The sequence below is a fragment of the Peribacillus sp. TH16 genome (assembly GCF_016651095.1).
Classification (GTDB): Bacteria; Bacillota; Bacilli; order Bacillales; family DSM-1321; genus Peribacillus; species Peribacillus butanolivorans.
On sequence record NZ_JAEKEM010000003.1, the window covers coordinates 92,212 to 117,340 of the forward strand.

Sequence of the window (25,129 nt, forward strand, 5' to 3'; positions counted from 1 at the left end):
AGGTTAGTTCACTAAAGGAGATAAGGATTTCAATAACCCATTTATGTAATTCCTAACCCTTATCCAGTAGTTTAAATGATCAGATTAATCCTTATCAATATTCTCCATTTTTATATTTAAATCTTCAGCTTTAATAATTATCATAAATTTTAATTTCTTAATATATCCATTTTCACTTAAACTTAAGCTATTTCCATCTTTAAAAAAGAATACATATTCTGGAAATCTATCATCATTTCCTTCATAATAATTTATATCCTCCACATCTTCCCATGAATAAGTATATTCTTTCAGAGATAAAAGAGAAGAATATGAAATTGAATCTTCTGATAATGATTTATAAGATTGAGAAGCTACATAAAAGGAAGATATACTCAACAACATCAAAAAACTACATAGAATTATAGAAACTTTCTTAATATCTAAAAAAAAGAGAACAAGAGCTGCTAATACTAAAAAAGAACAACCAATACCATAAACAACAAAATTCACTCCTGGTACAAAGACTTGCCAAATCCCTGTTTTATAATGAACTGCATCTGCTATTGCTTGGGGAGTAATCAATAGAAATATTGGTGAAACCACTGCTATTAAGATGCCAATTGCCAGAAAAAATATCTAGGTTCAAAGTGTTTTTTCACATAGTGTCCCCCTTATTAGTAATTTTTCTAATTGTTTTTCAGCATATTTGCTCCTTCTTTAGTTTTGAATAAGTATATTTTGTAAATGCATTTTTTATTCTTTAAGTGGTTTTGGTGCAAATATGTGGATATATATTGAATTTATAGAAAAGAATCTAACTAGCGACTATATAAAATATACCATAAGTTACATATATGTAAAATATTGTAACATTAGAAAGGGGTATATATTTGGTTAATCTACAAAGGTAAATTAACTAATTCGATTAATGTCTGCTTTACCATTTAAAGTACTTTAAAGAACATCTTAGGAATGATAATTTGAGTCCTCCCTTATAGAACTAACAGGTGCGTTAGTTGATTAAGACAAATAAAAAGAGAGCTACCCCAAGGTAGCCCATACATATTACTTTGTTATATACAGTAGTGAACCAACCAGTAATAGCAGATGCTGTAACACCTGCATCATCAGCATCGACACGAGCTCTCAATTTACCGTCATTGATACGTTTTACGAATGTACCTTTAACACCTTGCGTGTTGGGAGATTACGGAAATAAAATTACGATTTTATAATAGGAAGTGTTTTGAAATTTTTCTTAATGTAATTTGCTGAAGAAACAAAGGCACAAAAAAGGAAGAGGAACTACAAAAGTCCCTCTTCCTTTTTTTACTTTATTTTTTTGAAATTTTTCGTAATAAATATAAAGCGTATATGATAGCTGGTATAGCTCCAATCATTAAAATCATGTTTATTAAACCAAATATAAAATAAGAAGACGATACATTCATTTTAATTCAACCCCATTAAAAATTTTAATCTCTATATGTGTATCTTTGATAAACACGAGCAACTTTACTAGTTTTCTTTAAAGAAGTAAGTTGGAGATAACTAGTAAGAACTATATAGCCTTAGTAAGTTTACCATTCATTTTATAAGTTTCCTACAGCATTCATATCATAACCTACTTTTTCAGCTTTTGAATCAGAAACTTCACATGAAGCATCTACACTTGACCAAACAGTACCTTTTGTTCCTGCTACATCACAATATCTCATTTTCAACCCATAATCACCAACAGAATAATGATTACCTAATTTTAAGGTAGCAACAGTGACCCCTGCACTTTTTAATTTAACCCAAGCAGTTGTCAGACAATGTATACTCATCATTGAACAAAATCCTGTAAATGAAAGAAAAACTCGTGAAATGCTCCATAGAAGTAGGGGGAAATTAAAAAAAAGCAAAAATAAAAGCCTAACCAAGATTTTTAGTCTCGATTAGGCTTTTATTTGATTCATTTCTGCCAGAATTTCTTTAGCACGCTGCTCAGCACGTTCATAATTTCTTTCCTCAACTTCGATGAGCTTTCCATCAATTATAAAATTATAATGGTATTTCATTGAACAATTCCTCCTTCTTTGTTGTTCCATAATATAACATATTTTTATATGTCTTTTCCTTTGAAAATGTAAAGATTAGATTTTTAAAGTTCACAGTCAAACCGCGTTTTGGGTCCTGTAGTGTGAACGACACTTCACACGTTATTATAGGTAAAAAAGTGATTTTTTATGAAAGTGGTAGGGCGTACCTTTAAGTCTTTCCTCGAACTCATTTGGATCCCTGCGGATTTGCAACTGAATCTTCTATCAATGGAGGGTAAACATTGTTTACCTTGACCTGCTTGATATGCTTCTCTTCTTGTGCTCTCTATGTTGTATCCATCATCGATTGAACTACCTATCATCATAACGTCATGCTCCTTGCTTACTCATAGCATAATACATCAACCATCATAAGCATAACGAAATAACGCATTAGACATATCATCTATCATTGGTAGGGATACACAACAGACTGCACCTCACAGTCACTGCTGGTTCACTCATTGAAAAGCATACTGATAGAACATATGATTCACCATCACTGTACCTCTGAGCACCACCCAGGACCTCTATACATATCAATAGCTTATCTGTATCAGCTGTATCAGTTAGATATAAGTAGCAACCTACCTTCATTACCTTATATAGGGGGAGCATCAGGATAATGCGTATTTACAACGATAAGCATTCTGATACAAGTCATATGGACATTATGAACTCTATTTTGTAGGTGATTGGATTGTGTCTAAAAAGGCTCTACACTATTGAGATTGTGAAAAAATGTACTTAAACTAAAGGGGCAGATTAGTTCAATAAGGTTTATAATCTGGTTGTAGGAATAGAACCTATAAGGTGGTAAATAAAATGGAAACAAATGCTTTATTTTACAAGATTCAAAAGAGAACTATTTGCACTGAGGATTATGTAAATTGGTCGCACAACTTGTTAAAAACCGACGTGTCATCACCATCCGTAAATATTATTTCTTCATTTCCATTTGACGAAAATATTTTCGAAGTGGAAGTTTATTTTAAAAGAGCTTTGAATGAATTGGTAATAGAGAAACCAACCCTTGAGATATGTGCTAGAGCCTATATAGGTCATTTAGCAAATGAAATTATTAAAGAAAATAACCATTCGTTGACCTTTGATTTTGCTTATATGATTTATCGGATTGTTGCTTCGGATTTAGATTATCCCAATGATTTGATGGAGTGGTATGAGATAAGTGAAATGATTGATGAACTACGAAATGGTGATATACCTTTAGAGTTTAATGAGAACGATGTAATATCAAGGATTAAAAATGAGGCAGGTAAATATCTTATTAGGGATTAGTATTTCTACTTCAACTAACGGGTGCGTTAGTTCAATAAGGGAGGTTGCTGAAGCAACCTTTTTGTTAGGAAAACTCCATATGGAGTTACAACTGTGGCCAAGAAATATAATAAACCGGTAATAGCGCTGGCAGGAAGAGTAAGTCGTGATATTGATATACTATATGAAAAAGGGATTGACTCATTATTTAGTATACTGCAAGGGGAACGGCAGAGAGCATTATAAGGTTTTATGAAGTTATTAAAGTAAAAAAATTAATTGAATAAACACATAATTTTAAAGACGGTGATCCCGTTTTCGAAGTCTAAAGGAAAGCTGGTATGCGCTACTACCTTGGTCCATATCAAAATGGAATTTACATTCATTAAAAAGATTGTGTGTTTGTAACATTTAAAGCGCTGTGTAAGTCCCTTTTTTTTTGAAGTTTACGACAGGCTACAAAAACAAAAGTAAGGTACCTGTTAAAGTAAAGCAAATCATTGTATACTTGTTTAGGAATTTACAAAAAAAGAATAGAATCTTTTCTCGTTTCTTTTTCATTTTTTGTTTCTGAGAAAGGAACCCGCAATTCATTAATAGTAAGGTGGTTGTTATATTTGAAAGATAAGTGTATTGGTATTGATATTGGTGGAACAAGCATAAAATTAGCTTTTTTAAAATTAGATGGAATGATGTTAGCAAAGTGGGAAATACCGACAGATATCTCGTATAACGGTGTAAAAATCGTTGGTGACATTATTGAAACCGTTAACAAAAAAATAGTTGAACTTAATTTTGAGATGGATTCTTTTAATGGGGTAGGTGTCGGTGTTCCAGGATTTGTAGATTCAGTTGCCGGATGTGTAACATATTCCCCTAATATACCTTGGAAAGAAAACTATCCACTGAAAGAGGAATTAGAAGAGGGTTTTAGACTACCAGTGGCCATCGAAAATGATGCTAATTTAGCAGCTATAGGTGAGATGTGGATGGGTGCTGGAAAAGGAAAGAAAAACATTTTAATGGTGACGCTCGGTACCGGAGTAGGTGGGGGAGTCATTGTAGACGGAGAAGTAGTAAGAGGAATTAATGGGATGGGTGGAGAGATCGGACATATATTTTCAAAGGATAATGGAATTATTTGTGGTTGCGGAAAAGTGGGTTGCCTGGAAACAATCGCAAGTGCAACTGGTATGGTAAGATTGGGAAATGAAATGATTGAAAATCACTCCGGTTCTACTGATTTATATGTAATTAAAGAAGATAACGGGAAAATTGAAGCCAAAGATGTATTAAATGCTGCGGAAAGCGGGGACTTTTATGCTCTTAATGTAGTTGATGAAGCAATGAAACATTTAGGAATTGCAATTAGTACCATTATTCATACAAATAATCCTGAAATGGTGATTATTGGCGGAGGGGTTTCGAAAGCAGGAGAATTCTTGCTAGAACAATTGAAAAAGTATTTAAAACAATATACGTTACCTCGGGCCTACCATGCATTAACATTAGAACTTGCGTCGTTAGGAAATGATGCAGGTGTTGTGGGTGGAGCCTATTTATATAAGGGGGTCAACAATAAAGTATTAAATGTATAATCCATTAGGTGGTTATGAATTTGTCAATATATCGCGTCCAAGGAGGATGTTATAATTATTTCATCTGTGCTTGTTAAACAGTAAGAATAATTTTAAAAATCGAAGATTTTATTGATAATAGGTAACGGAAAATTAAATATTTAAAATATTATTGCAATTGAAAATGTAATCGATTACAATATTGGAAGATAGTTTATCTTGAAAGGAATTTAAAATATGATAAGAATTGTTGATGTTGCAAAGGAAGCGAATGTTTCCACAGCAACAGTTTCTAGGGTGATAAGTAAATCCGGTACCGTAAAAAGTGATACAAAAGAAAGAGTCCTGAAAGCGATAGAATTATTAAACTATCAACCTAATGTTCTTGCAAGACAGCTTCGAAGAATGGAAACAAAAACAATCCTTGTTGTTGTTCCAGATATTACGAATACTTTTTTTTCCAAGGTGTTGCGGGGGATAGAATCCGTAGCCATGGAAAGTGGATATCAAGTATTGTTGGGAGATGCTCTCAATAATGTGGATCGTGAAAGTGGATACTTAAATATTCTTCAACAAAAAAAGGCGGACGGAATGATATTGTTAACTGCAAGAATTGATGGACAAGTAGTAGAGGACATTGCAAAACAATTTCCTGTTGTCCTTGCTTGTGAGTATACAGAAGGATTTGAAATTCCAACTGTATCGATTGACAATATTAGCAGTGCCAGAAAAGCAACGGAACATCTGATTAATTTAGACCACAAACGAATTGGTTTTTTATCCGGGCCATTTAATAGCGTGTTAGGTCGCGATCGTTTAAAGGGATATAATCAGGCAATGGCTCAACATAGCTTACCTATACTCTCAACAATGGTACAGGAGGGGGACTTTTCTTATGAAAGTGGTTTTAATTTAACGCTTAAATTATTAGCGAATGAAGTACCCCCGACTGCTATTTTTGCTGCTAATGATGAAATGGCAATCGGGGCGATAAAAGCGATAAAATCCAAAGGATTAAGTGTACCAGGGAACATATCAGTAGTTGGGTTTGATGATATTAAATTTGCTTCCATTTTTGAGCCGTCATTAACTACGGTTGCTCAACCATCCTTTGATATTGGGAGGATAGCCATGGAATTACTAATTAAAATTATAAGTAAAGTTAATCTAGAGAAAAGCCAATATATTTTAGATGATAAACTGGTTGTTCGGGAATCATGCAAAAGGTTAATATAAAAATTTTTTCTACAATTTGTAATCGATTACAAACCATAAAATGGATAATGCATGATACATGCCCTCATTACATGTCTTAAGGGGGTGATTGATTTCTTTAATACAAGAGGAAAATTGGTTTATTACTTACTAAGCTTAAATAAAGCGTTACATAAAAAATAATGAATGAACCAAATGGGAGGATTAATATGAAAAAGAAATCTTACATATTCTCTGCAATTATCATAAGTAGCGCACTTGCTCTGGCAGCTTGTGGTAACCAAGACGCTTCTACAAAGGAAGGCGGTAAAGACACTACTAAAACAGCAACTATCGCAAGCACTGGTGATTTAATGATAAATCCTAAGGTTTCGGATAAAAAAGTTATGGATAAAGGGCCATATGGTGAGACAGCAGTTTCGGCTAAAACATTAAAGCTTACTGAAAAAGAAATTGAAAAGATTAAAGCAGGCAAATATAAAGCTGCTATTGTTATGCACTATTCTGGAACAGACTATATGACAGCCCAGGTTAATGCAATGAAAGCATCCCTCAAGAGGATGGGAATCGAAGTAGTTGCAGTGACGGACGCTCAATTTAAAGCAGAAAAACAAGTTTCAGATATTGAAACAGTATTAGCAAAAAAACCAGATGTAATGATTTCTGTTCCAGTAGACCCAGTTTCAACAGCACCGGCGTTTAAAAAGGCAGCCCAACAAGGGGTTAAGCTAGTATTTATGGATGGAGTTGCACAGGGTTTAAAACCAGGGAAGGAATATATCAGTGCAGTGTCTGGTGATAATCGCGGAAACGGTGCTGCCGCAGCTGATATTATGGCTGAAAAACTTGGTAAAAAAGGAAATGTAGGTATTGTTTTCCATGACGCTGATTTCTTTGTAACAAAAAACCGTACGGATGCTTTTGAAGAAACAATGAGAGAAAAGTATCCAAATATTGAAATCGTAGCAAGGGGGGGAATTACCGGGCCAAATGATGGAGAAAAAGTAGCTTCTGCAATGTTAACTAGAAACAAAGATATTAATGGTATCTTCGTGGTGTGGGATGTGCCTGCTGAAGGTGTCGTCGCAGCTGCTCGTACAGCAGGGAAAGATGATTTAGTAGTCACTACAACAGACTTAGGCACAAATGTTGGATTGGAAATTGCCTCTGAAGGTATTGTAAAAGGCCTAGGCGGTCAATTACCTTTTGACCAGGGCGTAGCAGAATCTATTTTAGCAGGATACGCACTACTTGGGAAAGAGGCACCAGCTTATGTCGCTACACCAGCTCTATCTGTAACCAAAGAAAACGTGTTGGATAGCTGGAAGCTAATTTACGGAGTGGATGCCCCGGAGATCATTCAAAATGCAGCTGAATAATATCTACTACTAATTAAACCATTAAATTATATGAAGTTATTCTGAAAATTAGCTTCTACAAATAAAGAAGGTGAATTAGCTTTGGGAAAGCCAATACTTGAAATGAAGAAAATATCTAAAGCATTCAACGGTATCACGGTTCTTGACAATGTTGATTTCTCTATCAATAAGGGAGAGATACACGCCTTAATGGGTGGAAATGGTGCTGGTAAATCTACTTTAATGAAGATTTTAACGGGTGTTTATACAGCAGACTCAGGAGAAGTTTTAATTGAAAATGAAAAAGTAACAATCAATAGCTATGAGGATGCTAGAAAAAACTTTATATCTATGATCTTTCAGGAGTTCAGTTTAATTCCAACATTAACAGTTGCACAAAATATCTTTCTCACAAGAGAAGCCAAAACTTCTGTTGGGCTGATTAATGATAAAGAACTTGTTTTAAAAGCAGAAAAAATCATAAATGAATTAGGTGTCGATATCAACCCTAATGACATTGTCCAGGAACTTGGAGTAGGGTACTGGCAAATGACAGAAATTGCTAAAGCGCTTTCTCAGGAAGCCAAAATATTAGTCATGGATGAACCGACTTCCTCGCTTACTCAAAATGAGATAGACATACTATTTATGCTTATGAATCAACTAAAAGCAAAAGGGTATTCTATCATTTATATTTCACATAGAATGGATGAAATCTTCAAGATTTGCGACCGTATTACGATTTTACGAGACGGAAAGCATGTAGCTACAGATAACATTGAAAATACTGATATGGAATCTGTTATTCATCATATTGTAGGGGCGAAATTTAATAAGGCCTTTGAATGGAAAGAAAGAAGTTATTCTAAAGTTGCCCAGCCGGTATTACAGGTAAAAAATTTATCGTCAGGACCAAAAGTCAATAATGTGAATTTAAGCATCTATCCTGGTGAGATACTTGGCGTGGCCGGACTGATGGGAAGCGGAAGAACAGAAATGGTCCGAGGCATATTTGGGGTAGACCCTAAAGATAGTGGAGAAGTCATTGTAAATGGACAAAAAGTAACCATAAAAAGTCCAACTGACGCAATAAATGCGGGTATAGCCCTTATTCCGGAAGACCGTAGGGTACAGGGATTAATCTTGGAGCACAGTGTGAAAGAGAACATGGTCTTACCAATCATTTCGAAGGTTAAAAGAGGCTTTTTGCTTGATGATAAAAAGTCCAATGAAATTACAAACAAGTTTGTTAAAAAACTTAATATCAAGACAGACAATATCTTCAAAAAGTCTGGTTTGCTCTCAGGTGGAAACCAGCAAAAAATTGTTTTGGCCAAGTGGCTGGCGAATGATCCAACGGTGCTTATTCTCGACGAACCTACAGTAGGGGTAGACATTGGTGCAAAATCAGAAATTATTGATGTCATTCGTGAACTTGCTGACAGCGGCAAGGCTATACTTGTTATCTCTTCGGAGCTTCAAGAACTGCTGGCCATGAGTGATCGTGTGGTCATCATGCACGAAGGAGCGATCATCAAGGAGCTCAATCGAAAAGAAATCGATACAGAGGAGGATCTTCAATATGCAATACAAGGTCACTAATAAAGTTGAAAACAAACCTAGAAACAATGTAACTACATCACTTAAAGGATTTGAATGGAGAAACTATATCGTTTATATAGCTTTTATAGGAGTATTATTCTATTTCTCGGTTAGCCTTTCTGACCAAGGATTCTTGAGCTCAGATAACTTTATGAATATAGTTAGACAAACAGCTCCTATCACAATCATGGCACTAGCGATGACATTTGTTATCAGTACAGGTGAAATTGACCTTTCTGTTGGCTCTATTGCCGCTTTATCTTCATTAACAGGTGCATTGGCCATCCAGGCTGGTTATGGAGCGATAGGTGGTGTAGCAGTTGGCTTGGCGACTGGGTTACTAGTTGGATTAATTAACGGATTGCTAGTAACAAGAGTACAAATCCCTTCCTTTTTGGTTACGCTTGGAACGTTGGGAGCTATTTCAGGGGTAGCAATGTGGATAACAGACACTGCACCGGTGCCGATCGTTGATTCTTCTTTTAACTTTATCTTTGGATCCGGTGACATTGGTGCAGTTCCTATCTTATTAGTGTGGACATTAATTCTGACTATTATTGCTCATATTCTATTGAAAAAAACACCTTTTGGAAGACAAACCCTTGCCACAGGCGGGAATGAGAGTGCCGCTCGTTTCTCAGGTGTAAAAACCATGAAAATTAAACTCATAGTCTTTCTTGGGACGGGCCTAATGGCGGGTTTGGCAGGTTTATTATATGCGGGACGTATGCATGCAGGGAGGTATACATTCGGTCAGGGCGATGAGCTATCCGTTATCGCAGCAGTCATTCTTGGCGGAACAAGCTTATTTGGCGGCGTAGGAACCATCGTTGGGACTGTAGTTGGATCGTTGATGATTGGAACTATTAACAACGGATTAATAATCATGGGCTTAGATGTGAGCCAACAGATGATTGTTAAAGGAATGATCATTATCATGGCTGTAGCGTTCGGTAAGAAAGCTTTGAAAAGATAGTAAACGATTCAATACTCACTTGGTTTCAACCACTAGAGCAGGGATGAGAAGTGAACAAAAAATCAGGTGGGAAATATTGAAATGGGTTTTTATCGGGCCACTTACATTGAAGTAATCAGAAGACTCAGCTTTGTTTGAGGTGGTTTTTTTGCCTGAGAACGGTTTAGATTTTTCAAACGCTAAGTTTATATTTTGATTGATAGATAATATATACCACAATCCAAAATGTAATCGATTACATTTCATTTAAATGTTTATACCTGGAAATAACAACTTCTTTAAGCATTTAAAGGATCGTTCTTGGGATTGGGTATCTCTTTATAGGAATCTGCAACGATAAAACTTGATAATTGTAGGAATACTAGCACAACCCTGTACATCGATAGCACGTCTAGCACACTAGATACCACTAACGATCAGTTGAGAGTATAGAAAACTAAATGACACAGGTTTAGTTTCACATTATTCCTTTTTAGGAGGTGATTATTATTCTAGGGTTTTAAAGAATGCTTTTCATCAGTTCGAATTGGAGGGTAAATAATGAAATTGGGATATCATACGAATACCTGGGGTGGAGTAATTGGCCATCCTGCAGGAGTCACTTCAGTGAAGGATTTATTCTATCTAGCAAATGGGTCAACAGAGGAAGCGTTAAAAGATATAGCAGAAGCAGGCTATCAAGGTTTTGAGATCTTCGATGGAAACCTAATGGAATACAAAGTTCGAGTGGAAGAATTTAAGTCTTTGATACGGGAGAATTCCTTAGATTTTATTGGTGTGTACACAGGTGGGAATTTTATCTTTCCTGACATATTAGAAGAGGAATTATCAAAAATAGAGGCGGTAGCTGCTTTGGCATCAAAAGCGGGCGCAAAACACCTTATAGTCGGGGGAGGGGCAATCCGTTCGAATGGTATCCTGGATAGCGATTACATAGCGTTAGGGAATGCTCTTAATATTGTCTCAGACATTGCTGAAAAGTATGACCTTATAGCAAGTTACCATCCACATTTAGGGACAAATGTACAGTCCCCTAAGCAACTGGATAAACTAATGCAATTAACAAAGATAAATCTCTGCCCGGATACTGCTCATATTGAAGCTGGTGGTGGAGAACCGATAGATGTTATAAAAAAGTATTCGGATCGTATTAAATACGTTCATTTAAAAGACTACCATAATGGGGATTTCTTACCTTTGGGAGAGGGTCACCAAAATTTTGCCCAGATGCTGACTGTTTTGGATGAAGTGAACTATGATGGCTGGGTTACTGTCGAATTAGATAGCTACCCTGATCCAAAAAAAGGGGCAGAGATTAGCCGTCATTTTCTTTCTAAGTTTGTGAAGATAAATAACGTATAGGTTAAAGGATATGAAAGGGGGGTTATTATGAAGAAGTTTTTGTCGGTATTCCCTATGATTTTGTTGATTACCTCTTTTGGACTAGTTGGCTGCAGCCAGGAAAGTTCGAACAGCACTGAAGTTGAAAATGCCCCAGAAGCAAATTCATCGGGTCCGCTTACCATTAACACTGAATTACCGAGTGATCAGAAAATTCTTAGTAAAGGTCCTCATGGGGAAACTGCAGTTTCAGCAACAACATTAGAACTTTCAGAACAGGATATGGAAAAAATTAAAAAAGGGAAATATACTGCAGCAATTGTAATGCATTACGCGGGTAACGATTGGGCAAAGGCACAAATCGACGGTCTGAAATCATCCTTCAAAAGAATGGGCGTAGAAATTGTAGCCGTTACGGATGCACAATTTAAACCAGAGAAGCAGGTTTCAGATATAGAAACTGTTCTAGCAAAGGATCCTGATCTTATCGTAAGTATTCCAGTAGACCCTGTCTCGACTGCTGCAGCATATAAGAAAGCAGTTGAAGCTGGAGTCAAGCTTGTGTTTATGGATAATACACCTAGTGGTCTGGAAGCAGGCAAGGATTATGTGAGTATTGTTTCTGCAGATAACTATGGAAACGGCGTGGCCGCAGCAGATATTATGGCTGAAAAACTTGGTAGAAAGGGGAAGATCGGTATGATTTTTCATGATGCTGACTTCTTTGTAACAAAACAACGTACAGAAGCATTTGAAGCAACCCTTAAAGAAAAGTATCCCGATATGAAAATTGTTGCACGTGGAGGGATAACTGACCCGAACCAGGGAGAGAAGGTTGCATCAGGTATGCTGACAAAAACCCCCACTTTAGATGGAATCTTTGTTGTTTGGGATGTACCTGCTGAAGGAGCATTAGCGGCAGTTAGAACTGCAGGTAGAGAAGATATGATCATAACAACAATTGATTTAGGCACAAATGTTGCTTTGGATATTGTATCAGGTGGGCCAATTAAAGGTCTAGGGGCACAGCTGCCTTATGACCAGGGTATCGCTGAAGCTATCCTTGCTGGCTATGCTTTACTTGGAAAAGAAGCACCTGCATATATAGCAGTACCAGCTTTAACAGTAAATAAAGACAATATTCTGGATGCATGGGAACTGGTATACCATACAGAGGCACCTAATACAATCCAGAATGCAGGAAAGTAAATACTTATTGATCGCTAATTTAATAATAGGAGGAGAATAAAATGAAGAAATTGAATATAGGCATGATTGGTGGAGGATTTATGGGGAAAGCGCATGCACTTGCATATGCGGGGATGCCGATGTTTTTTTGGCCGTCACCAGCAATCCCACATCGTCATACTTTAGTAGATATTACAGATGAATTAGCTAAGGATGGTGCGCTGCGTCTAGGGTTTGAGAATTATTCTTCCGATTGGAGAGCGGTAGTAGAAAATCCAGACATTGATATTATTGATATTGTTACTCCTAATGATTCTCATGCAGAAATAGCGATTGCTGCTGCTAAGGCTGGAAAGCATATTATTTCAGAAAAACCTTTAGCAAGAGATGCTAAAGAGGCAAAAACCATGTTAGAGGCTGTACGTGAGGCAGGGGTCAAGCATATGGTTGCTTTCAATTATAGAAGAACACCAGCTGTTGCATTGGCTAAAAAGTATATTGAAGAAGGAAGAATTGGAAGGGTTTTGAACTTTCGGGGTACTTATCTACAAGACTGGTCTGCAGACCCTAATTCACCTTTATCATGGCGATTCCAGAAAAAAATCGCAGGATCTGGCGCTCTAGGAGATATAGGAACTCATGTAATCGACTTCGCACGTTACCTGGTCGGTGAAATCACTGATGTTAATGCACTTGCAAGAACATGGATTCCTGAGAGGCCAGTTCACACAGGTGGTGTCGACAAATTAGGTACTATCAAAGGGTCTGAAGGTGTACCAAAGAGTGCTGTAGATGTAGATGATGAGTTTACTACATTGGTAAAGTTTGAGAACGGAGCAATTGGAAGTATTGAGGCTACACGCAATGCATGGGGTCGTAACAACTTCTTAACATTCGAAATTCATGGCGACAAAGGTTCAATTTGTTTCAACTACGAGCGCCGTGATGAACTCCAAGTTTGTTTCTCTGACGACCCAGGCGATGCCAAAGGGTTCAGAACAGTTTATACTGGTCCGGCCCATCCATACGGAGAAAGTCTTTGGCCAATTCCAGCGTTAGGCATCGGCTATGGTGAAACAAAAATAATCGAAACTTATGATTTTATTAAATCAATTGCAGAAAACACAGCTGTTTCACCAGACTTTAATGATGGGTTTCAGATTGCAGTTATTTCTGATGCAATCCTTGAATCTGCTGAAAAAGGTGCATGGGTGAATCTGCAACAAAACCTTGTAAATGTAAAATAAATAAAGGGAAACTCCATCAGTAGAAGGTTATTTCATTTACACTTAAACAGGCCAGTCCTGAAATAAATTGGTAAACCTGCAGGTTTCATTATATGAGCTATGTTATTTGATAATACTTCTGTGTTTTTTATCTCTAATATATAAAAAAAGGGTGACTATTAAAACAAGTCACCCCCTTTTTATTGCATCCCCTCATTAACAAACCTTAAGACTCACACAGTTTTGACCTGACGGAGTTAACTAATTAGAAGTACTAATCTATTTTTGAGAAAAAGTAAAATTAATGGGTGAAAAATTGTCCATATACAATAAGTATAAAGATTATAAATTTTGTGAAAAAAGTTGCAATTAATAATGTAATCGATTACAATTATTCTTGTAAAACAGTTTATTACTTAAACAACCTAATAAGAATAGATAGATAGCATAAATCTCTATAAATGTAATCGATTACATATTTTTTTGCTAATTCACACGAAATCAAGGAAATAAACGAAAAAAAGGAATAAAACCCAACTCATTTTTTGTAATCGATTACAGAAAATCATATGTTACTGGTTAAGGAGGATCACACCATGGAAAAAATTAAAGTGGGAGTCATTGGAAATGGTTTTATTGGACCTACTCATATTGAAGCTATTAGAAGGCTTGGTTTTGTGGAAGTGATCGGGCTAGCAGCGAATGGTCAGGAGGCCGCTGAAAAAAAGGCGGCTGAACTCGGGATTTCAAAAGCCTTTGGCGATTATCGCGATATGCTAAAAGATAGTGAAATCCAAGTGGTACATAACTGCACACCGAACCATCTTCACTTTACAATCAATAAAGAGATTATGTTAGCAGGAAAGCATGTTGTTTCAGAAAAGCCTCTAGCAATGTCAAGCCAAGAGTCAGCTGAATTGTTAGCGCTCGCAAAGGAAAATAAAGTCGTGCATGGCGTCAACTTCAATTATAGGCAATACCCGATCATGAAACAATTGGCAGCAATGATAAAGAATGGCGAGTTGGGCAAAGTGAATCTTGTGCACGGAAGCTACTTACAAGATTGGTTATTATATGAGACAGATTTTAATTGGCGGTTGGCTTCGGATGTAGGCGGAAAATCACGAGCCATCGCGGATATCGGTTCCCACTGGTGCGATACCGTCCAATATGTGACCGGAAAACGGATTACGGAAGTATTCGCTGATTTAGCAACAGTCATTCCAGTAAGAAAGAAACAAAAACACAACGGATCCACTTTTGGAACGGAAAAAGAAGAAAATAAGAATTATGAAGATGTTTCTATCAATACAGAAGATTACGCATCCGTTCTTGTACGCTTTGAGGATGGAGCCAAAGGGGTGTTTACGGTATCTCAGGTAAGCGCTGGCCGGAAAAATAGGTTGAGCTTTGAGATCAACGGAAGTCAACATTCAGCCTTCTGGAACCAGGAGGAACCGGAGAAATTATGGATTGGCCACCGTGAAAGACCGAATGAAATCCTTCAGGCAGATCCTGCTTTGTTCTTACCGGAAGCCAAACAGGCGATCCACCATCCAGGCGGACATAATGAAGGTTGGCCGGATGCAATGAAGAATATGATGCTGAATTATTATTCCTTCATTCGTGAAGGCAAGGATCTACTAAATGAACAAGTTAATTTTGCGACATTTGAAGATGGTCATATATCCATGTGCATTACTGATGCGATTTTAGAGAGCCATGAACAACAAAAATGGGTGAAAGTCCAGGGAAGGCAGGAGTATCTATGAAACTAGGTGTATTTACCGTTCTTTATCAAAACCTTTCTTTTGAAGCGATGTTGGATAAGCTTTCCGAAATGGGAGTAGATGCGATTGAATTGGGTACTGGAAATTATCCGGGGAACTGTCATTGCAACCCGGATGAGTTATTAAGCAATCCTGAAAAAGTTAAAGAATTTAAACGTGCGATTGATAGTAGAGGAATGACTATCAGTGGTCTAAGCTGTCATGGGAATCCACTTCACCCGAATCAAAAGGCTGCGAAAGAAGCACATGACACTTGGAGAAAAACCGTTTTATTAGCGGAACGGTTAGAAGTTCCTGTCATCAATGGGTTTTCAGGCTGTCCAGGTGATCATCATGAAGCAAGGTTTCCAAACTGGGTAACATGCTCCTGGCCACCTGAATACACCGAGGTTCTAGATTGGCAATGGAACGAAGTCGTAATTCCCTATTGGAAAGAGGAAGCTCGATTTGCCAAGTCACACGGCATCAATCAAATCGCACTTGAAATGCACCCAGGGTTTGTTGTGTACAACCCGGAGACATTACTGAAGTTAAGGGAGCATGTAGGACCGATTATAGGAGCGAATTTTGATCCAAGCCATTTGATCTGGCAAGGAATAAATCCGGTTGAAGCCATTAAAAGGCTTGGAAAAGAAAATGCCATCTATCATTTTCACGCGAAAGATACGTATTTGGACCAAGCTAATATTAGTGTGAATGGCGTCCTGGATACAAAGCATTACAGTAATATCTTAAATCGCTCCTGGACATTTAGATCTGTAGGTTATGGACAAGACGAAAAAGTTTGGAAAGATATTGTAAGCGCTCTACTCGCAGTAGGATATGATTACGTTGTTTCGATTGAGCATGAAGATATGCTTGCGTCGCTAGACGAGGGCCTAGGCAAGGCCATTTCGTTATTAAAAGGGGCCATGTTTAAAGAGCAATTAACTGAAATGTGGTGGGCGTAAGGCTCACCATTCCTTAACTTTATAATTCGAGGTGATTAATAGTGAAAGCAATTAAAGGAACGAAACGCGGTCTCTTCGGCCTTCCTATCACCATGATTTGGGGATATTTAGCAACAATGATTTTTATGGTTGGGGACGGACTTGAGCATGGATGGCTGTCTCCATATCTTATTGAACAAGGTTTTACCGTTCAACAGTCTGCTACCTTATTTATGGCATATGGGGGAGTTTTGGCTATTGCCTCCTACTTTTCCGGGGTTCTGACAGAAGCCTGGGGAGCAAGAAAAGTGATGGTTTTAGGAATGATCATCTGGTTGATCGGTCACATTGCTTTTATAGAGGCTCTTCAAAGTATTAACTATTCAGTCATGTTACCTACCTATGCTTTACGCGGATTCGGATATCCATTATTTTGTTACTCTTTCTTAGTGTGGGTCACGTATCGCAGCCCTGGTAAGGTCCTTGCGACAGCAATCGGAGTCTTCTGGGCAGCTTGGATTGCGGGGCTTTATGTAATCGGAAGTTATTTCCCAGCATTTATGCTTCCTAAAATTGGGCATGTAGGTCTTCTATGGAGTGCAGTTGCTTGGGTTTTAGTCGGTGGTTTAATTGGAATTTATGTTGTCGGACGCGATACAGGAGCTAAGAAAGGCAATCCAAAGGAAAAGTTCAAAAGCTTAATTAGTGGACTAACCATTTGCTACGAGAATCCAAAAGTAGCAATCGGTGGTATTGTTCGTACGATCAATACGACAGGTATAGGTGCACTGCCAATCTTTTTCCCGTTATATTTATCTTCCGAATACGGATTTAGCACAGAGCAATGGCTGCAAGTATGGGGAACGATGTGGTTAGCTAATATTGTTTTTGATATTGTTATCCCGTATGTCAGCGATAAATGGTTAGGCTGGAGAAAAACGGTTATGTGGATTGGAAGCTTTGGTTCGGGTGTAATGACTCTGGTTTTGCTTTATACGCCACAGGTTTTCGGGGGTAATTTTTGGATGATGACTCTTGCAGGAGTATTTCTTGGAGCTGCACTCACAGGTTACGTACCAATCACTGCAATTGTAACTTCACTTGCACCGGATAAGAAAGGGTCTGCTATGGCTGTTGTAAATTTCGGAGCAGGATTATCTTACTTCATTGCACCGGCAATCGTTGGGGCATTCATCGGAAGCATCGGTGTGGAAGGTGTGATGTGGGTATTCGCCATCTTGTATTTTATTAGTGCATTCTTAATGAGATTCATGAAATTGCCGCATGAAGAAAAGCAAAAACAGAAAGAAAATGCTTTTATTGACAAAGATCAAGCAAGTTAAAAGATAATAAACACATTATATATTAAAAACTATGAAAAATAAGACCTTTATTAATAGGAGGAGAAAACCATGAAAGCAGTTATTTTTCCTGGAGACAAAAAAGTAGAAATAAGAGAAATGGAAATCCCGACACCTGGTATGGGAGAAGTTTTAATCCAAATGAAAGCATCTGCGATTTGCCGCAGTGATATGAGTTTATATTATGGAACTTCGGTTTTTGAGGGTACAAAACTTGGTTCTATTGTTCCAGGTCATGAACCTGCGGGAATCATAACAGAATTAGGAGAAGGGGTAACCACTTTTAAGACAGGAGACCGTGTTGCGGTTTATTTAGCACTAGGATGCGGGGAGTGTGCCCATTGTAAGAGTGGTTACAAAATGTTCTGTAAGGAATTCAAGTGCATAGGATTTGATTCCCACGGTGGAGACGCAGATTACATGGTTGTTCCGGCTGAAAACTGCATGAGGCTTCCCGATGATATGAGCTTTTTAACAGCTGCAGTTTCAACTGATGCTGTCGGAACGTTATTCCATGCCCAAAAAAGACTAGCGATTTCTGGAAGAGACAAACTTGTCATTTTCGGAATGGGTCCTATGGGGGCCGCCGGTGTAATGATCGGAAATGCCCTGGGGGCGACTGTAATTGCAGTCGATATGCTCGATGAGCGCTTAGAAATGGCGAAAGAATTAGGCGCAGCCTACATAATTAATGGGAAAAATGCAAACGTACAAGATGAAATTTCCCGCATTACAAATGGGCTTGGTGCCGATGCAGCGATCGATTGTTCAGGAAGTCCTTTCGCTCAGAATGATGCGCTGGATTGCGTGAGAGCCCATGGACGGGTTGCCTTTGTTGGTGAAAGCAAGGAAACTACGATCAAACCAAGTGCACAATTAATCCGTAAACAAATCTCTGTCATAGGGTCGTGGTATTTCCCAATCCAGGAATTTGACGAAATTACGGAATTCATTGTGAGAAAAAAACTCCCTGTTGAAAGATTGGTGACCCATAAATTCAGACTGGAAGAAGCAGAAACAGCGTTCCAACTATTTGATGAAAGAAAAACGGAAAAAGCAGTATTTGTTTGGGAATAATATTAAGCTATACAAGTGAAATACTTATTAGCTCTCATTGCCGGTCCGAAGTACAGGGATAAAATAACAATCGTTAGATAATATCATTCGAAAAGAGGTTATATATCATGAAGGGTATTTCGTTTAATACTTGGGCATACAGCAGTTTTCCAACTTGGGTTCCTTCCTATCCGCTAGAGGAGGTAATAAATAGGATTTCATCATTTGGTTATGATGCGATTGAGATTGGATGTGCAGCTCCTCATGCCTGGCCGGACTATTTATCACCGGAAAGAAGGAAGGAAATTTTAAAACTTTTAAAAGAAAAGAACTTAAAGGTATCATCGATGCTTCCTGCACCAGGCGGCGGACCGGGTAATAACCCAAGTTCACTTCTTGCAGAGGAACGAAAATTTACGATCAACCACTATAAAGAGGTTGTCCGGTTGGCACACGAGTGGGAATGCCCGACAGTTATGTGGATTGCAGGATGGGCCTCATTTGGCATGTCTCAACAGGATGCCTGGAATTACAGCTTAGAGGGTTTAGGGGAAGTTGGTAATTATGCCAAAGAGTTAGGTGTAACTATGGTTGTTGAGCCAACCCCTGCAGATAGCAACCTGATTGAAACAGCAGATGATGCTTTGTTATTAAGCGAACAAACCGGTTTATCCAATGTCAAGGTAATGTTTGATACATTCCATGCTTTGTACAGAAACGAAGTACCAAGTGATTATGTATATCAAATGAAGAATAAACTTCACCATGTCCATATTTCGGACAATGACCGTCTCCCTCCTGGCCAAGGAAGAGGCGATTTTACGGCCGTACTTAAAGCATTAAAAGAAATCAATTATGATGGGTATTTATCAATGGAAGTAGGATTTCATACAAGACAAGCAGAACCAGATTGGTACGCAAGGACTTCGATAGAATACTTGAAAGCTAAATTAAGTGAGATTGATTATTTATAAAAGGTATTGTTATGAAATATCTTATTTGACCAACAGATATAAAAGTAGAGGATGATCAAGAAACAGATATTAAGATTATACTGAAATAGTAGATAATGAGAATAAAATAATGAAGTTAAAAAAAAGGTTTGAAAGAAAATGATGATACACTAATAAGCAAACTGTTTGAACAAAATGAGGGTTGGGTTAATGTATGGACCGGTTTAAATAAGTATCCTGAATTAGGTGTAAAATTGAGGGGAGCATTAGAGTTTAAACTCCATTCGATGATTTAAGAGAGCCTTTTGGCTCTTTTTATTTTGAAAAAGTTTTAACTTTGTAAATTTGTGTTTTGCTGTCCTACCCTACCCCTACAGGGATTATTTCTATTAGGATCAGGGTCCTTTGCTTACTCTAAGCTATATTTATATTATGTAAACTAGAGAGGATAAAGTTTTCACTTATTATAAAACGGATTTACATAAATATGGGGATGCCTGTACATAATATAGAAGGATATGAATTCCTTTGTAATAGGGAGGTGATTAGATGTTCTTCAAAAAACGAAAGATTAGAAATAATAAAGACAAACAGGCCGTGACTGAGAATTCACAAGATATTGGCCAGCTGTTTGCTAAGGTTAAAAAATCCAGTGATTTTAAACAATTTCCACTTACGGATGAATCGGGACATTTAATCATTTCTTACTACAATACACTGGTCGATCAACAACAACTCCAACTGAAAATTTTAATGATTTTCCGAGAGACCCCTTTTGAACTAGACAGGCTAGAGAAAATTGATGACATAAAGAAAATCATCGCAATAGAAGATATTGTAATAACGGATAATCGGAACGAAGCTGAATCAAAGTTACTTAAAGGGTATGCGATACTTCAAATGAAGGAAAATGATCAAAGGGTTGCTTTAATTCTCTTATCTAATGATAAAGCTGGATTGCGTGAACAAAATAACGTTGAAAATGAGTTTAGTGTGGTGGGGCCACAAATTGGGTTTCTTGAGAATATTGATGTAAATATCCATTTATTAAGACAACAAATAAATACAACTGATCTAATTACGAAGGAAGTAAACATTGGTTCTACTTCAAATACTCGAGTTATTATTGCTCATATTGATGGGATTACGAGTGAGCAGCATGTTAATACCATGACCCAACGGCTTCAAGATATTGATTTTGATGTCATTTTTGATACTTCTCTGCTGCATCAATTTATAGAAGATAATTCCCTTACACCGTTTCCTTTGCTTCTTCCAACTGAACGTGTGGATAGGGCGGTTCAAGCTCTTATTAACGGACAAGTAGCTGTTTTAAGTAGTGGGTCGCCATATGTCATTACAGGTCCTTCTACGATCATTGATTATTTTATTTCACCTGAAGATTACTTTCTCCCATGGATTCTTGCATCTTTTTTTCGTTTAATACGGGTATTCAGTGTCCTTTTCTCCATTTTTGGAACATCTATTTATATAGCCGTTATCACTTACCATTACGAGATGATTCCAAACGATTTATTCGGTTCACTTAGTAGTTCCCGTTATAATGTCCCGTTTCCGCCGGTATTAGAGGTGATTTTTCTGGAATTCACGATTGAACTATTACGTGAAGCGGGAGTCCGGTTACCTACAAAGGTAGGACAAACATTGGGAATAGTGGGCGGTATTGTTATCGGCCAAGCGTCAGTTGAGGCGTCCCTTACAAGTAATGTCTTACTCATTATAGTCGCCTTATCTGCCTTAGCTTCCTTTACTACCCCAATTTATAAAATGTCGAACACTATACGTTTTTTACGTTTTCCTTTAATTCTCTTCGCATCTATTTGGGGGGGACTAGGTGTCGTTATCGGGATTGCCTTTTTACTCATTCACCTTACACGGTTAGAATCTTTAGGAACACCCTATACCGTTCCACTTTATCCTTTTAGGCCTGAGGATTTAACGGACAGCCTGATCCGTTCCTCTTATAGTAAAACATCCAAAAGGCCAAATTACTTACGTCCTAAATCAATTTGGAGATACCACCCACATAATCACAAAAAAAAGAAAAGTGATTTTGATGAATAACCAGGAAAGGATAATAAAGGTGAATTAAATGAAATTATGTTTTCTGTTAACTTTTAGCTTAACTTTCTTTTTATCAGGGTGTGGTATACATGAGAGGATCATTGATGAAGTTCAGATAATTGAAGCTCTAGGATATGATCGGGAAGAAGGCAAAGTCAAAGGAATTGCTATTTATCCTACTTTCGCAGAGCAGGGGAAGGTCAAATTGAAGATTTATAAAACGGTGTCTGATTCATATGAAGACATACTCCCGACCATGAATGCAAAGTCAGCCTATCCTATTGAGACAGGAAAATTAGATTTTCTATTGTTCGGCAAGGAATATGCCACACAAGGGATCGAAGATGTTATCACTAATTTTGCCCGAAATCCAAATACGGGGAGTCGAATGCAGTTGGGCATTGCTGAAAACAAAGCCGAAGATATACTTCAATCCAGTGCACATGTGAATCTTCCATTCCATTTAAGTGAAAAAATCAATCAAAACATTGAAAGTGGTAATTTGCCAAAAATGAATCTGCACATGTTTTTGAACAGTTTTCATCAAGAAGGGAGGGATCAAATTTTACCTTATTTTATCCTAGAGGAAGATCAAATTAAAATTGACGGGTTAGCCTTATTAAGGAACGGGAAGTACATAAATCATATTAATTTAAGAAAGTCCTTTATTCTAAAAACATTAATTGATGGGTCTCAAAATGGGCAATATAAAACCAAAATCACACAAAATAAAAAGGAAGGTTTTATTCTCTTAAAAAACCTGGATGCAAAAACTACATATACGGTTGAGAAAAGCGAAGGCATTCCGAGTATATTCATCGATTTAACCATCCATGCAGAGATTGAAAAAGCATCATCCTGGTTTGATTTGAAAAAAGATAAAGATATTGTAAAATTGGAACGAATTTTAAATGAACACTTTAAGGAAGAGGTCCAACGTTTAATTTCACTGGTACAAGGATACAATGTAGATCCCATTGGGTTGGGAGAAAAGGTTAGAGCCGCCTCAAGAAATTGGGACTATCAACGGTTTATGGAGGACATATACGCAGAAGTAAAAACCACTGTACACACAAATATTGACATCCTAAATACAGGTATTGAAGAGTAAATCTGCATGATAAGAGGAGGAACCACGTGAAATCATTACTAGACGAACGACATTTAGTATCTTCCTTTTACGTTTTCTTTCTGATCTACACGAATATTATTGGCATAGGAATCATGAGTTTTCAACGAGATATAACGAAGGACGCAGGTTATGATGCATGGATTTCCATCATTTTATCAAGTATAAGCATTCATATACTAGTTTGGATGATCTATCGTATTCTTGGAATTGCTAATAATGATGTCATACATGTTCACAAATTTTGCTTTGGAAAATGGATTGGCGGACTGTTCAACATTTTTGTGATTTTCTACTTTCTTATATTAGCGTTAATTGTTTTCCGTGTTTATATTGAAGTTGTTCAAGTTTGGCTGTTTCCCTTAATGAAGACCTGGCAAATAAGCCTCATTCTTCTAGTACTCATTTATTACGTTGTATCCGGTGGATTCCGCGTGATTACTGGAATGTGTTTCTGGGGAACTATCATACCTTTTATTATCCTGTTTCCCCTTAATTTTTTTTCATTGGAATTTGCCAATTTTCACAATTTATTACCCGTCTTTAACCACTCTGTGAAGGAAATCGTATCATCCTCTAAAGCTATGTTGTTTCAGTATGTTGGCTTTGAGACCTTATTCATGTTCTACCCATTCATAAAAAATCCAGACAGATCACAAAAATGGGCCCATTTTGGACTTTTGTTCTCAAGCTTACTTTATCTAATAATAGCACTCATCACATTTGTCTTCTTTAGTGAAGGACAATTAAACCATACAATATGGCCAACATTAGCTCAAATGAAAATTGCCAAATTCCCTCTAATAGAAAGAGTCGAATTTATCGTTGTTTCGATTTGGTTACTTCTCGTATTACCCAATATCAGTGTGAAAATATGGGCAGGTTGTCGTGCTATTAAGAAAGTAATAAATGTGAAACAACGTATAAGTCTGTTCATTGTACTGGTCCTATTCTTTATTTTAGCTAATGTGCTCAAAGAGTGGAGTCAAATAGAGCGATTGAATGATATGTATTCAAACATTGCTTTTTACTTTGTGTATCTATATATCCCTTTTCTCTTTTTGTACATTCATATTAAGCATAAAATAACTAAGTAGGATAGAAAGCTTCTAGAAACTTATAATACAATCTGGGCAGATCGTTTTGTAAGGATTCAACAGAAAAGGTCAGCAGTTACATTTGGGAAGGTGAACCATTCCAAATCACAGAAATTACAATGGATGATCCTAAACTAAGTGAGGTTTTAGTTCGCCTTATTGCGTCGGGGATTTGTCACACTGATGTTCTAACACAAATCAAGCTTACCATTATATATTTCTCCATTGGTTTTTGTAAATTTAGGTATCATAACGCATTTTGGTGGTTGAAGTTAATTAGGGGGTTTGTAGGAATGGGAGTAAGTAGGGGAGGTGCAATTATATTTGGAATAAGCCGAAGAATCTTAGTTTTAATATTAATTACAGATTTAAATAAGAAAAGAAAATTGAAGAGAACCATTTGATTAATTAATGATGTGTACTTCTTAAACTAATGAGTGCGATACTTTAATAAGAGGTATCGTATTTTCTAATTGAGCTCCCATGAAGATTAAAAAAGCTCAAAATCCAGAAAAAACCACAACAAAATAGACCCAGTAAAAACGCTTTTTAAAAATAGGTTGAGCCTTATGAGTGATCTAATTGAGTTTGGTAAATCGTTAAACAAAAACCTCCAATCATTGCAAATTAAGTAAAGGCTAGCGCGACGATCAAAAAAGGATTAATCTCCCATGAGTGCTACCCATAAAGGGCGCGACAGTCGGTGGTACACCGTGGTCGTCGGAGTCAGACTAACGGATGGGCTCAAAGGTACCAGTTCAACGACCTTCTTCGCCAGCCATTAAAACATTATCGACATAGAGACCAATTTTCATTCTCTGTGGTGAAGCGCTGATATTTGCGCTTCATGGATTGCTAACGGGTGCTTTAGCTGAAAACAGGAGCTTTTTTTAAGGCAGCAC

The 25,129-nt window shown here is 37.2% G+C and carries 21 protein-coding genes and 1 pseudogene; 18 read left to right on the plus strand and 4 right to left on the minus strand.

The window, feature by feature from the left end:
• Positions 1-84 precede the first annotated feature (84 nt).
• From JFV29_RS11755 to JFV29_RS31015, 4 genes are all read right to left on the minus strand, one after another.
• Positions 85-564, minus strand: coding sequence for a hypothetical protein (locus JFV29_RS11755; protein ID WP_201183676.1), 480 nt, complete (start codon positions 562-564; stop codon positions 85-87).
• A 430-nt stretch (positions 565-994) separates the two neighbouring features.
• Positions 995-1,132 (minus strand): hypothetical protein, encoded by a 138-nt coding sequence (locus tag JFV29_RS11760; protein ID WP_201183678.1) that lies wholly within the window; start codon positions 1,130-1,132, stop codon positions 995-997.
• A gap of 442 nt (positions 1,133-1,574) precedes the next feature.
• Complete coding sequence (locus tag JFV29_RS11765; protein WP_201183680.1) at positions 1,575-1,814, minus strand: hypothetical protein; 240 nt, start codon at positions 1,812-1,814, stop codon at positions 1,575-1,577.
• 108 nt (positions 1,815-1,922) lie between these two features.
• Positions 1,923-2,045, minus strand: coding sequence for a hypothetical protein (locus JFV29_RS31015; RefSeq protein ID WP_274606937.1), 123 nt, complete (start codon positions 2,043-2,045; stop codon positions 1,923-1,925).
• 846 nt (positions 2,046-2,891) lie between these two features.
• Here JFV29_RS31015 and JFV29_RS11770 point away from each other — a divergent pair.
• From JFV29_RS11770 to JFV29_RS11855, 18 genes and pseudogenes are all read left to right on the plus strand, one after another.
• Positions 2,892-3,365 carry a hypothetical protein gene (locus tag JFV29_RS11770; protein ID WP_201183682.1) on the plus strand — a complete coding sequence of 158 codons (474 nt, stop codon included), beginning with the start codon at positions 2,892-2,894 and terminating at the stop codon, positions 3,363-3,365.
• A 69-nt stretch (positions 3,366-3,434) separates the two neighbouring features.
• A pseudogene (locus JFV29_RS11775) lies at positions 3,435-3,563 on the plus strand (glycerate kinase); the annotation flags it as partial.
• A 398-nt stretch (positions 3,564-3,961) separates the two neighbouring features.
• Positions 3,962-4,942 (plus strand): ROK family glucokinase, encoded by a 981-nt coding sequence (locus JFV29_RS11780; RefSeq protein WP_201183686.1) that lies wholly within the window; start codon positions 3,962-3,964, stop codon positions 4,940-4,942.
• A 216-nt stretch (positions 4,943-5,158) separates the two neighbouring features.
• A complete protein-coding gene (locus JFV29_RS11785; RefSeq protein ID WP_201183688.1) occupies positions 5,159-6,157 on the plus strand; it encodes a LacI family DNA-binding transcriptional regulator in 999 nt (332 codons plus the stop codon).
• Positions 6,158-6,345: 188 nt separating this feature from the next.
• A complete protein-coding gene (locus JFV29_RS11790; protein WP_201183690.1) occupies positions 6,346-7,515 on the plus strand; it encodes a substrate-binding domain-containing protein in 1,170 nt (389 codons plus the stop codon).
• Positions 7,516-7,596: 81 nt separating this feature from the next.
• A complete protein-coding gene (locus JFV29_RS11795; RefSeq protein WP_201183692.1) occupies positions 7,597-9,096 on the plus strand; it encodes a sugar ABC transporter ATP-binding protein in 1,500 nt (499 codons plus the stop codon).
• Positions 9,077-10,072, plus strand: coding sequence for an ABC transporter permease (locus JFV29_RS11800; RefSeq protein ID WP_201183694.1), 996 nt, complete (start codon positions 9,077-9,079; stop codon positions 10,070-10,072). The genes JFV29_RS11795 and JFV29_RS11800 overlap by 20 nt, the downstream gene beginning before the upstream one ends.
• Positions 10,073-10,612: 540 nt before the next feature.
• Positions 10,613-11,434 carry a sugar phosphate isomerase/epimerase family protein gene (locus JFV29_RS11805; RefSeq protein WP_201183697.1) on the plus strand — a complete coding sequence of 274 codons (822 nt, stop codon included), beginning with the start codon at positions 10,613-10,615 and terminating at the stop codon, positions 11,432-11,434.
• A gap of 27 nt (positions 11,435-11,461) precedes the next feature.
• The gene (locus JFV29_RS11810) at positions 11,462-12,622 is read left to right on the plus strand and encodes a substrate-binding domain-containing protein (protein ID WP_201183700.1); all 1,161 of its coding nucleotides are present in this window, start codon (positions 11,462-11,464) and stop codon (positions 12,620-12,622) included.
• Between the two features lie 41 nt (positions 12,623-12,663).
• A complete protein-coding gene (locus JFV29_RS11815) occupies positions 12,664-13,848 on the plus strand; it encodes a Gfo/Idh/MocA family protein (protein WP_201183704.1) in 1,185 nt (394 codons plus the stop codon).
• Between the two features lie 575 nt (positions 13,849-14,423).
• Positions 14,424-15,599, plus strand: a complete 1,176-nt coding sequence (locus JFV29_RS11820; protein ID WP_201183707.1) for a Gfo/Idh/MocA family protein — start codon at positions 14,424-14,426, stop codon at positions 15,597-15,599.
• Positions 15,596-16,567, plus strand: coding sequence for a sugar phosphate isomerase/epimerase family protein (locus tag JFV29_RS11825; RefSeq protein WP_201183710.1), 972 nt, complete (start codon positions 15,596-15,598; stop codon positions 16,565-16,567). The genes JFV29_RS11820 and JFV29_RS11825 overlap by 4 nt, the downstream gene beginning before the upstream one ends.
• A 41-nt stretch (positions 16,568-16,608) precedes the next feature.
• The gene (locus tag JFV29_RS11830; protein ID WP_342366549.1) at positions 16,609-17,889 is read left to right on the plus strand and encodes an MFS transporter; all 1,281 of its coding nucleotides are present in this window, start codon (positions 16,609-16,611) and stop codon (positions 17,887-17,889) included.
• Positions 17,890-17,958: 69 nt separating this feature from the next.
• Positions 17,959-18,984, plus strand: a complete 1,026-nt coding sequence (locus JFV29_RS11835) for a zinc-dependent alcohol dehydrogenase family protein (protein ID WP_201183713.1) — start codon at positions 17,959-17,961, stop codon at positions 18,982-18,984.
• 107 nt (positions 18,985-19,091) lie between these two features.
• Positions 19,092-19,937 carry a sugar phosphate isomerase/epimerase family protein gene (locus tag JFV29_RS11840; protein WP_201183716.1) on the plus strand — a complete coding sequence of 282 codons (846 nt, stop codon included), beginning with the start codon at positions 19,092-19,094 and terminating at the stop codon, positions 19,935-19,937.
• 528 nt (positions 19,938-20,465) lie between these two features.
• Positions 20,466-22,001 (plus strand): spore germination protein, encoded by a 1,536-nt coding sequence (locus tag JFV29_RS11845; protein ID WP_201183719.1) that lies wholly within the window; start codon positions 20,466-20,468, stop codon positions 21,999-22,001.
• Positions 22,002-22,029: 28 nt separating this feature from the next.
• Positions 22,030-23,112 (plus strand): Ger(x)C family spore germination protein, encoded by a 1,083-nt coding sequence (locus tag JFV29_RS11850; RefSeq protein WP_201183721.1) that lies wholly within the window; start codon positions 22,030-22,032, stop codon positions 23,110-23,112.
• A 26-nt stretch (positions 23,113-23,138) separates the two neighbouring features.
• Entirely contained in the window at positions 23,139-24,227 is a 1,089-nt protein-coding gene (locus JFV29_RS11855) for a GerAB/ArcD/ProY family transporter (RefSeq protein WP_201183723.1), read from the plus strand.
• Positions 24,228-25,129 lie beyond the last annotated feature (902 nt).

Excerpts from the sequence above, each read along its gene's own strand:
- JFV29_RS11810 (WP_201183700.1), top strand. The coding sequence starts at position 11,462 with ATGAAGAAGTTTTTGTCGGTATTCCCTATGATTTTGTTGATTACCTCT.
- JFV29_RS11815 (WP_201183704.1), top strand. The coding sequence starts at position 12,664 with ATGAAGAAATTGAATATAGGCATGATTGGTGGAGGATTTATGGGGAAA.
- JFV29_RS11825 (WP_201183710.1), top strand. The coding sequence starts at position 15,596 with ATGAAACTAGGTGTATTTACCGTTCTTTATCAAAACCTTTCTTTTGAA.
- JFV29_RS11805 (WP_201183697.1), top strand. The coding sequence starts at position 10,613 with ATGAAATTGGGATATCATACGAATACCTGGGGTGGAGTAATTGGCCAT.
- JFV29_RS31015 (WP_274606937.1), bottom strand. The coding sequence starts at position 2,045 with ATGAAATACCATTATAATTTTATAATTGATGGAAAGCTCATCGAAGTT.
- JFV29_RS11800 (WP_201183694.1), top strand. The coding sequence starts at position 9,077 with ATGCAATACAAGGTCACTAATAAAGTTGAAAACAAACCTAGAAACAAT.
- JFV29_RS11845 (WP_201183719.1), top strand. The coding sequence starts at position 20,466 with ATGTTCTTCAAAAAACGAAAGATTAGAAATAATAAAGACAAACAGGCC.
- JFV29_RS11770 (WP_201183682.1), top strand. The coding sequence starts at position 2,892 with ATGGAAACAAATGCTTTATTTTACAAGATTCAAAAGAGAACTATTTGC.
- JFV29_RS11850 (WP_201183721.1), top strand. The coding sequence starts at position 22,030 with ATGAAATTATGTTTTCTGTTAACTTTTAGCTTAACTTTCTTTTTATCA.
- JFV29_RS11835 (WP_201183713.1), top strand. The coding sequence starts at position 17,959 with ATGAAAGCAGTTATTTTTCCTGGAGACAAAAAAGTAGAAATAAGAGAA.
- JFV29_RS11840 (WP_201183716.1), top strand. The coding sequence starts at position 19,092 with ATGAAGGGTATTTCGTTTAATACTTGGGCATACAGCAGTTTTCCAACT.
- JFV29_RS11820 (WP_201183707.1), top strand. The coding sequence starts at position 14,424 with ATGGAAAAAATTAAAGTGGGAGTCATTGGAAATGGTTTTATTGGACCT.
- JFV29_RS11765 (WP_201183680.1), bottom strand. The coding sequence starts at position 1,814 with ATGATGAGTATACATTGTCTGACAACTGCTTGGGTTAAATTAAAAAGT.
- JFV29_RS11790 (WP_201183690.1), top strand. The coding sequence starts at position 6,346 with ATGAAAAAGAAATCTTACATATTCTCTGCAATTATCATAAGTAGCGCA.
- JFV29_RS11785 (WP_201183688.1), top strand. The coding sequence starts at position 5,159 with ATGATAAGAATTGTTGATGTTGCAAAGGAAGCGAATGTTTCCACAGCA.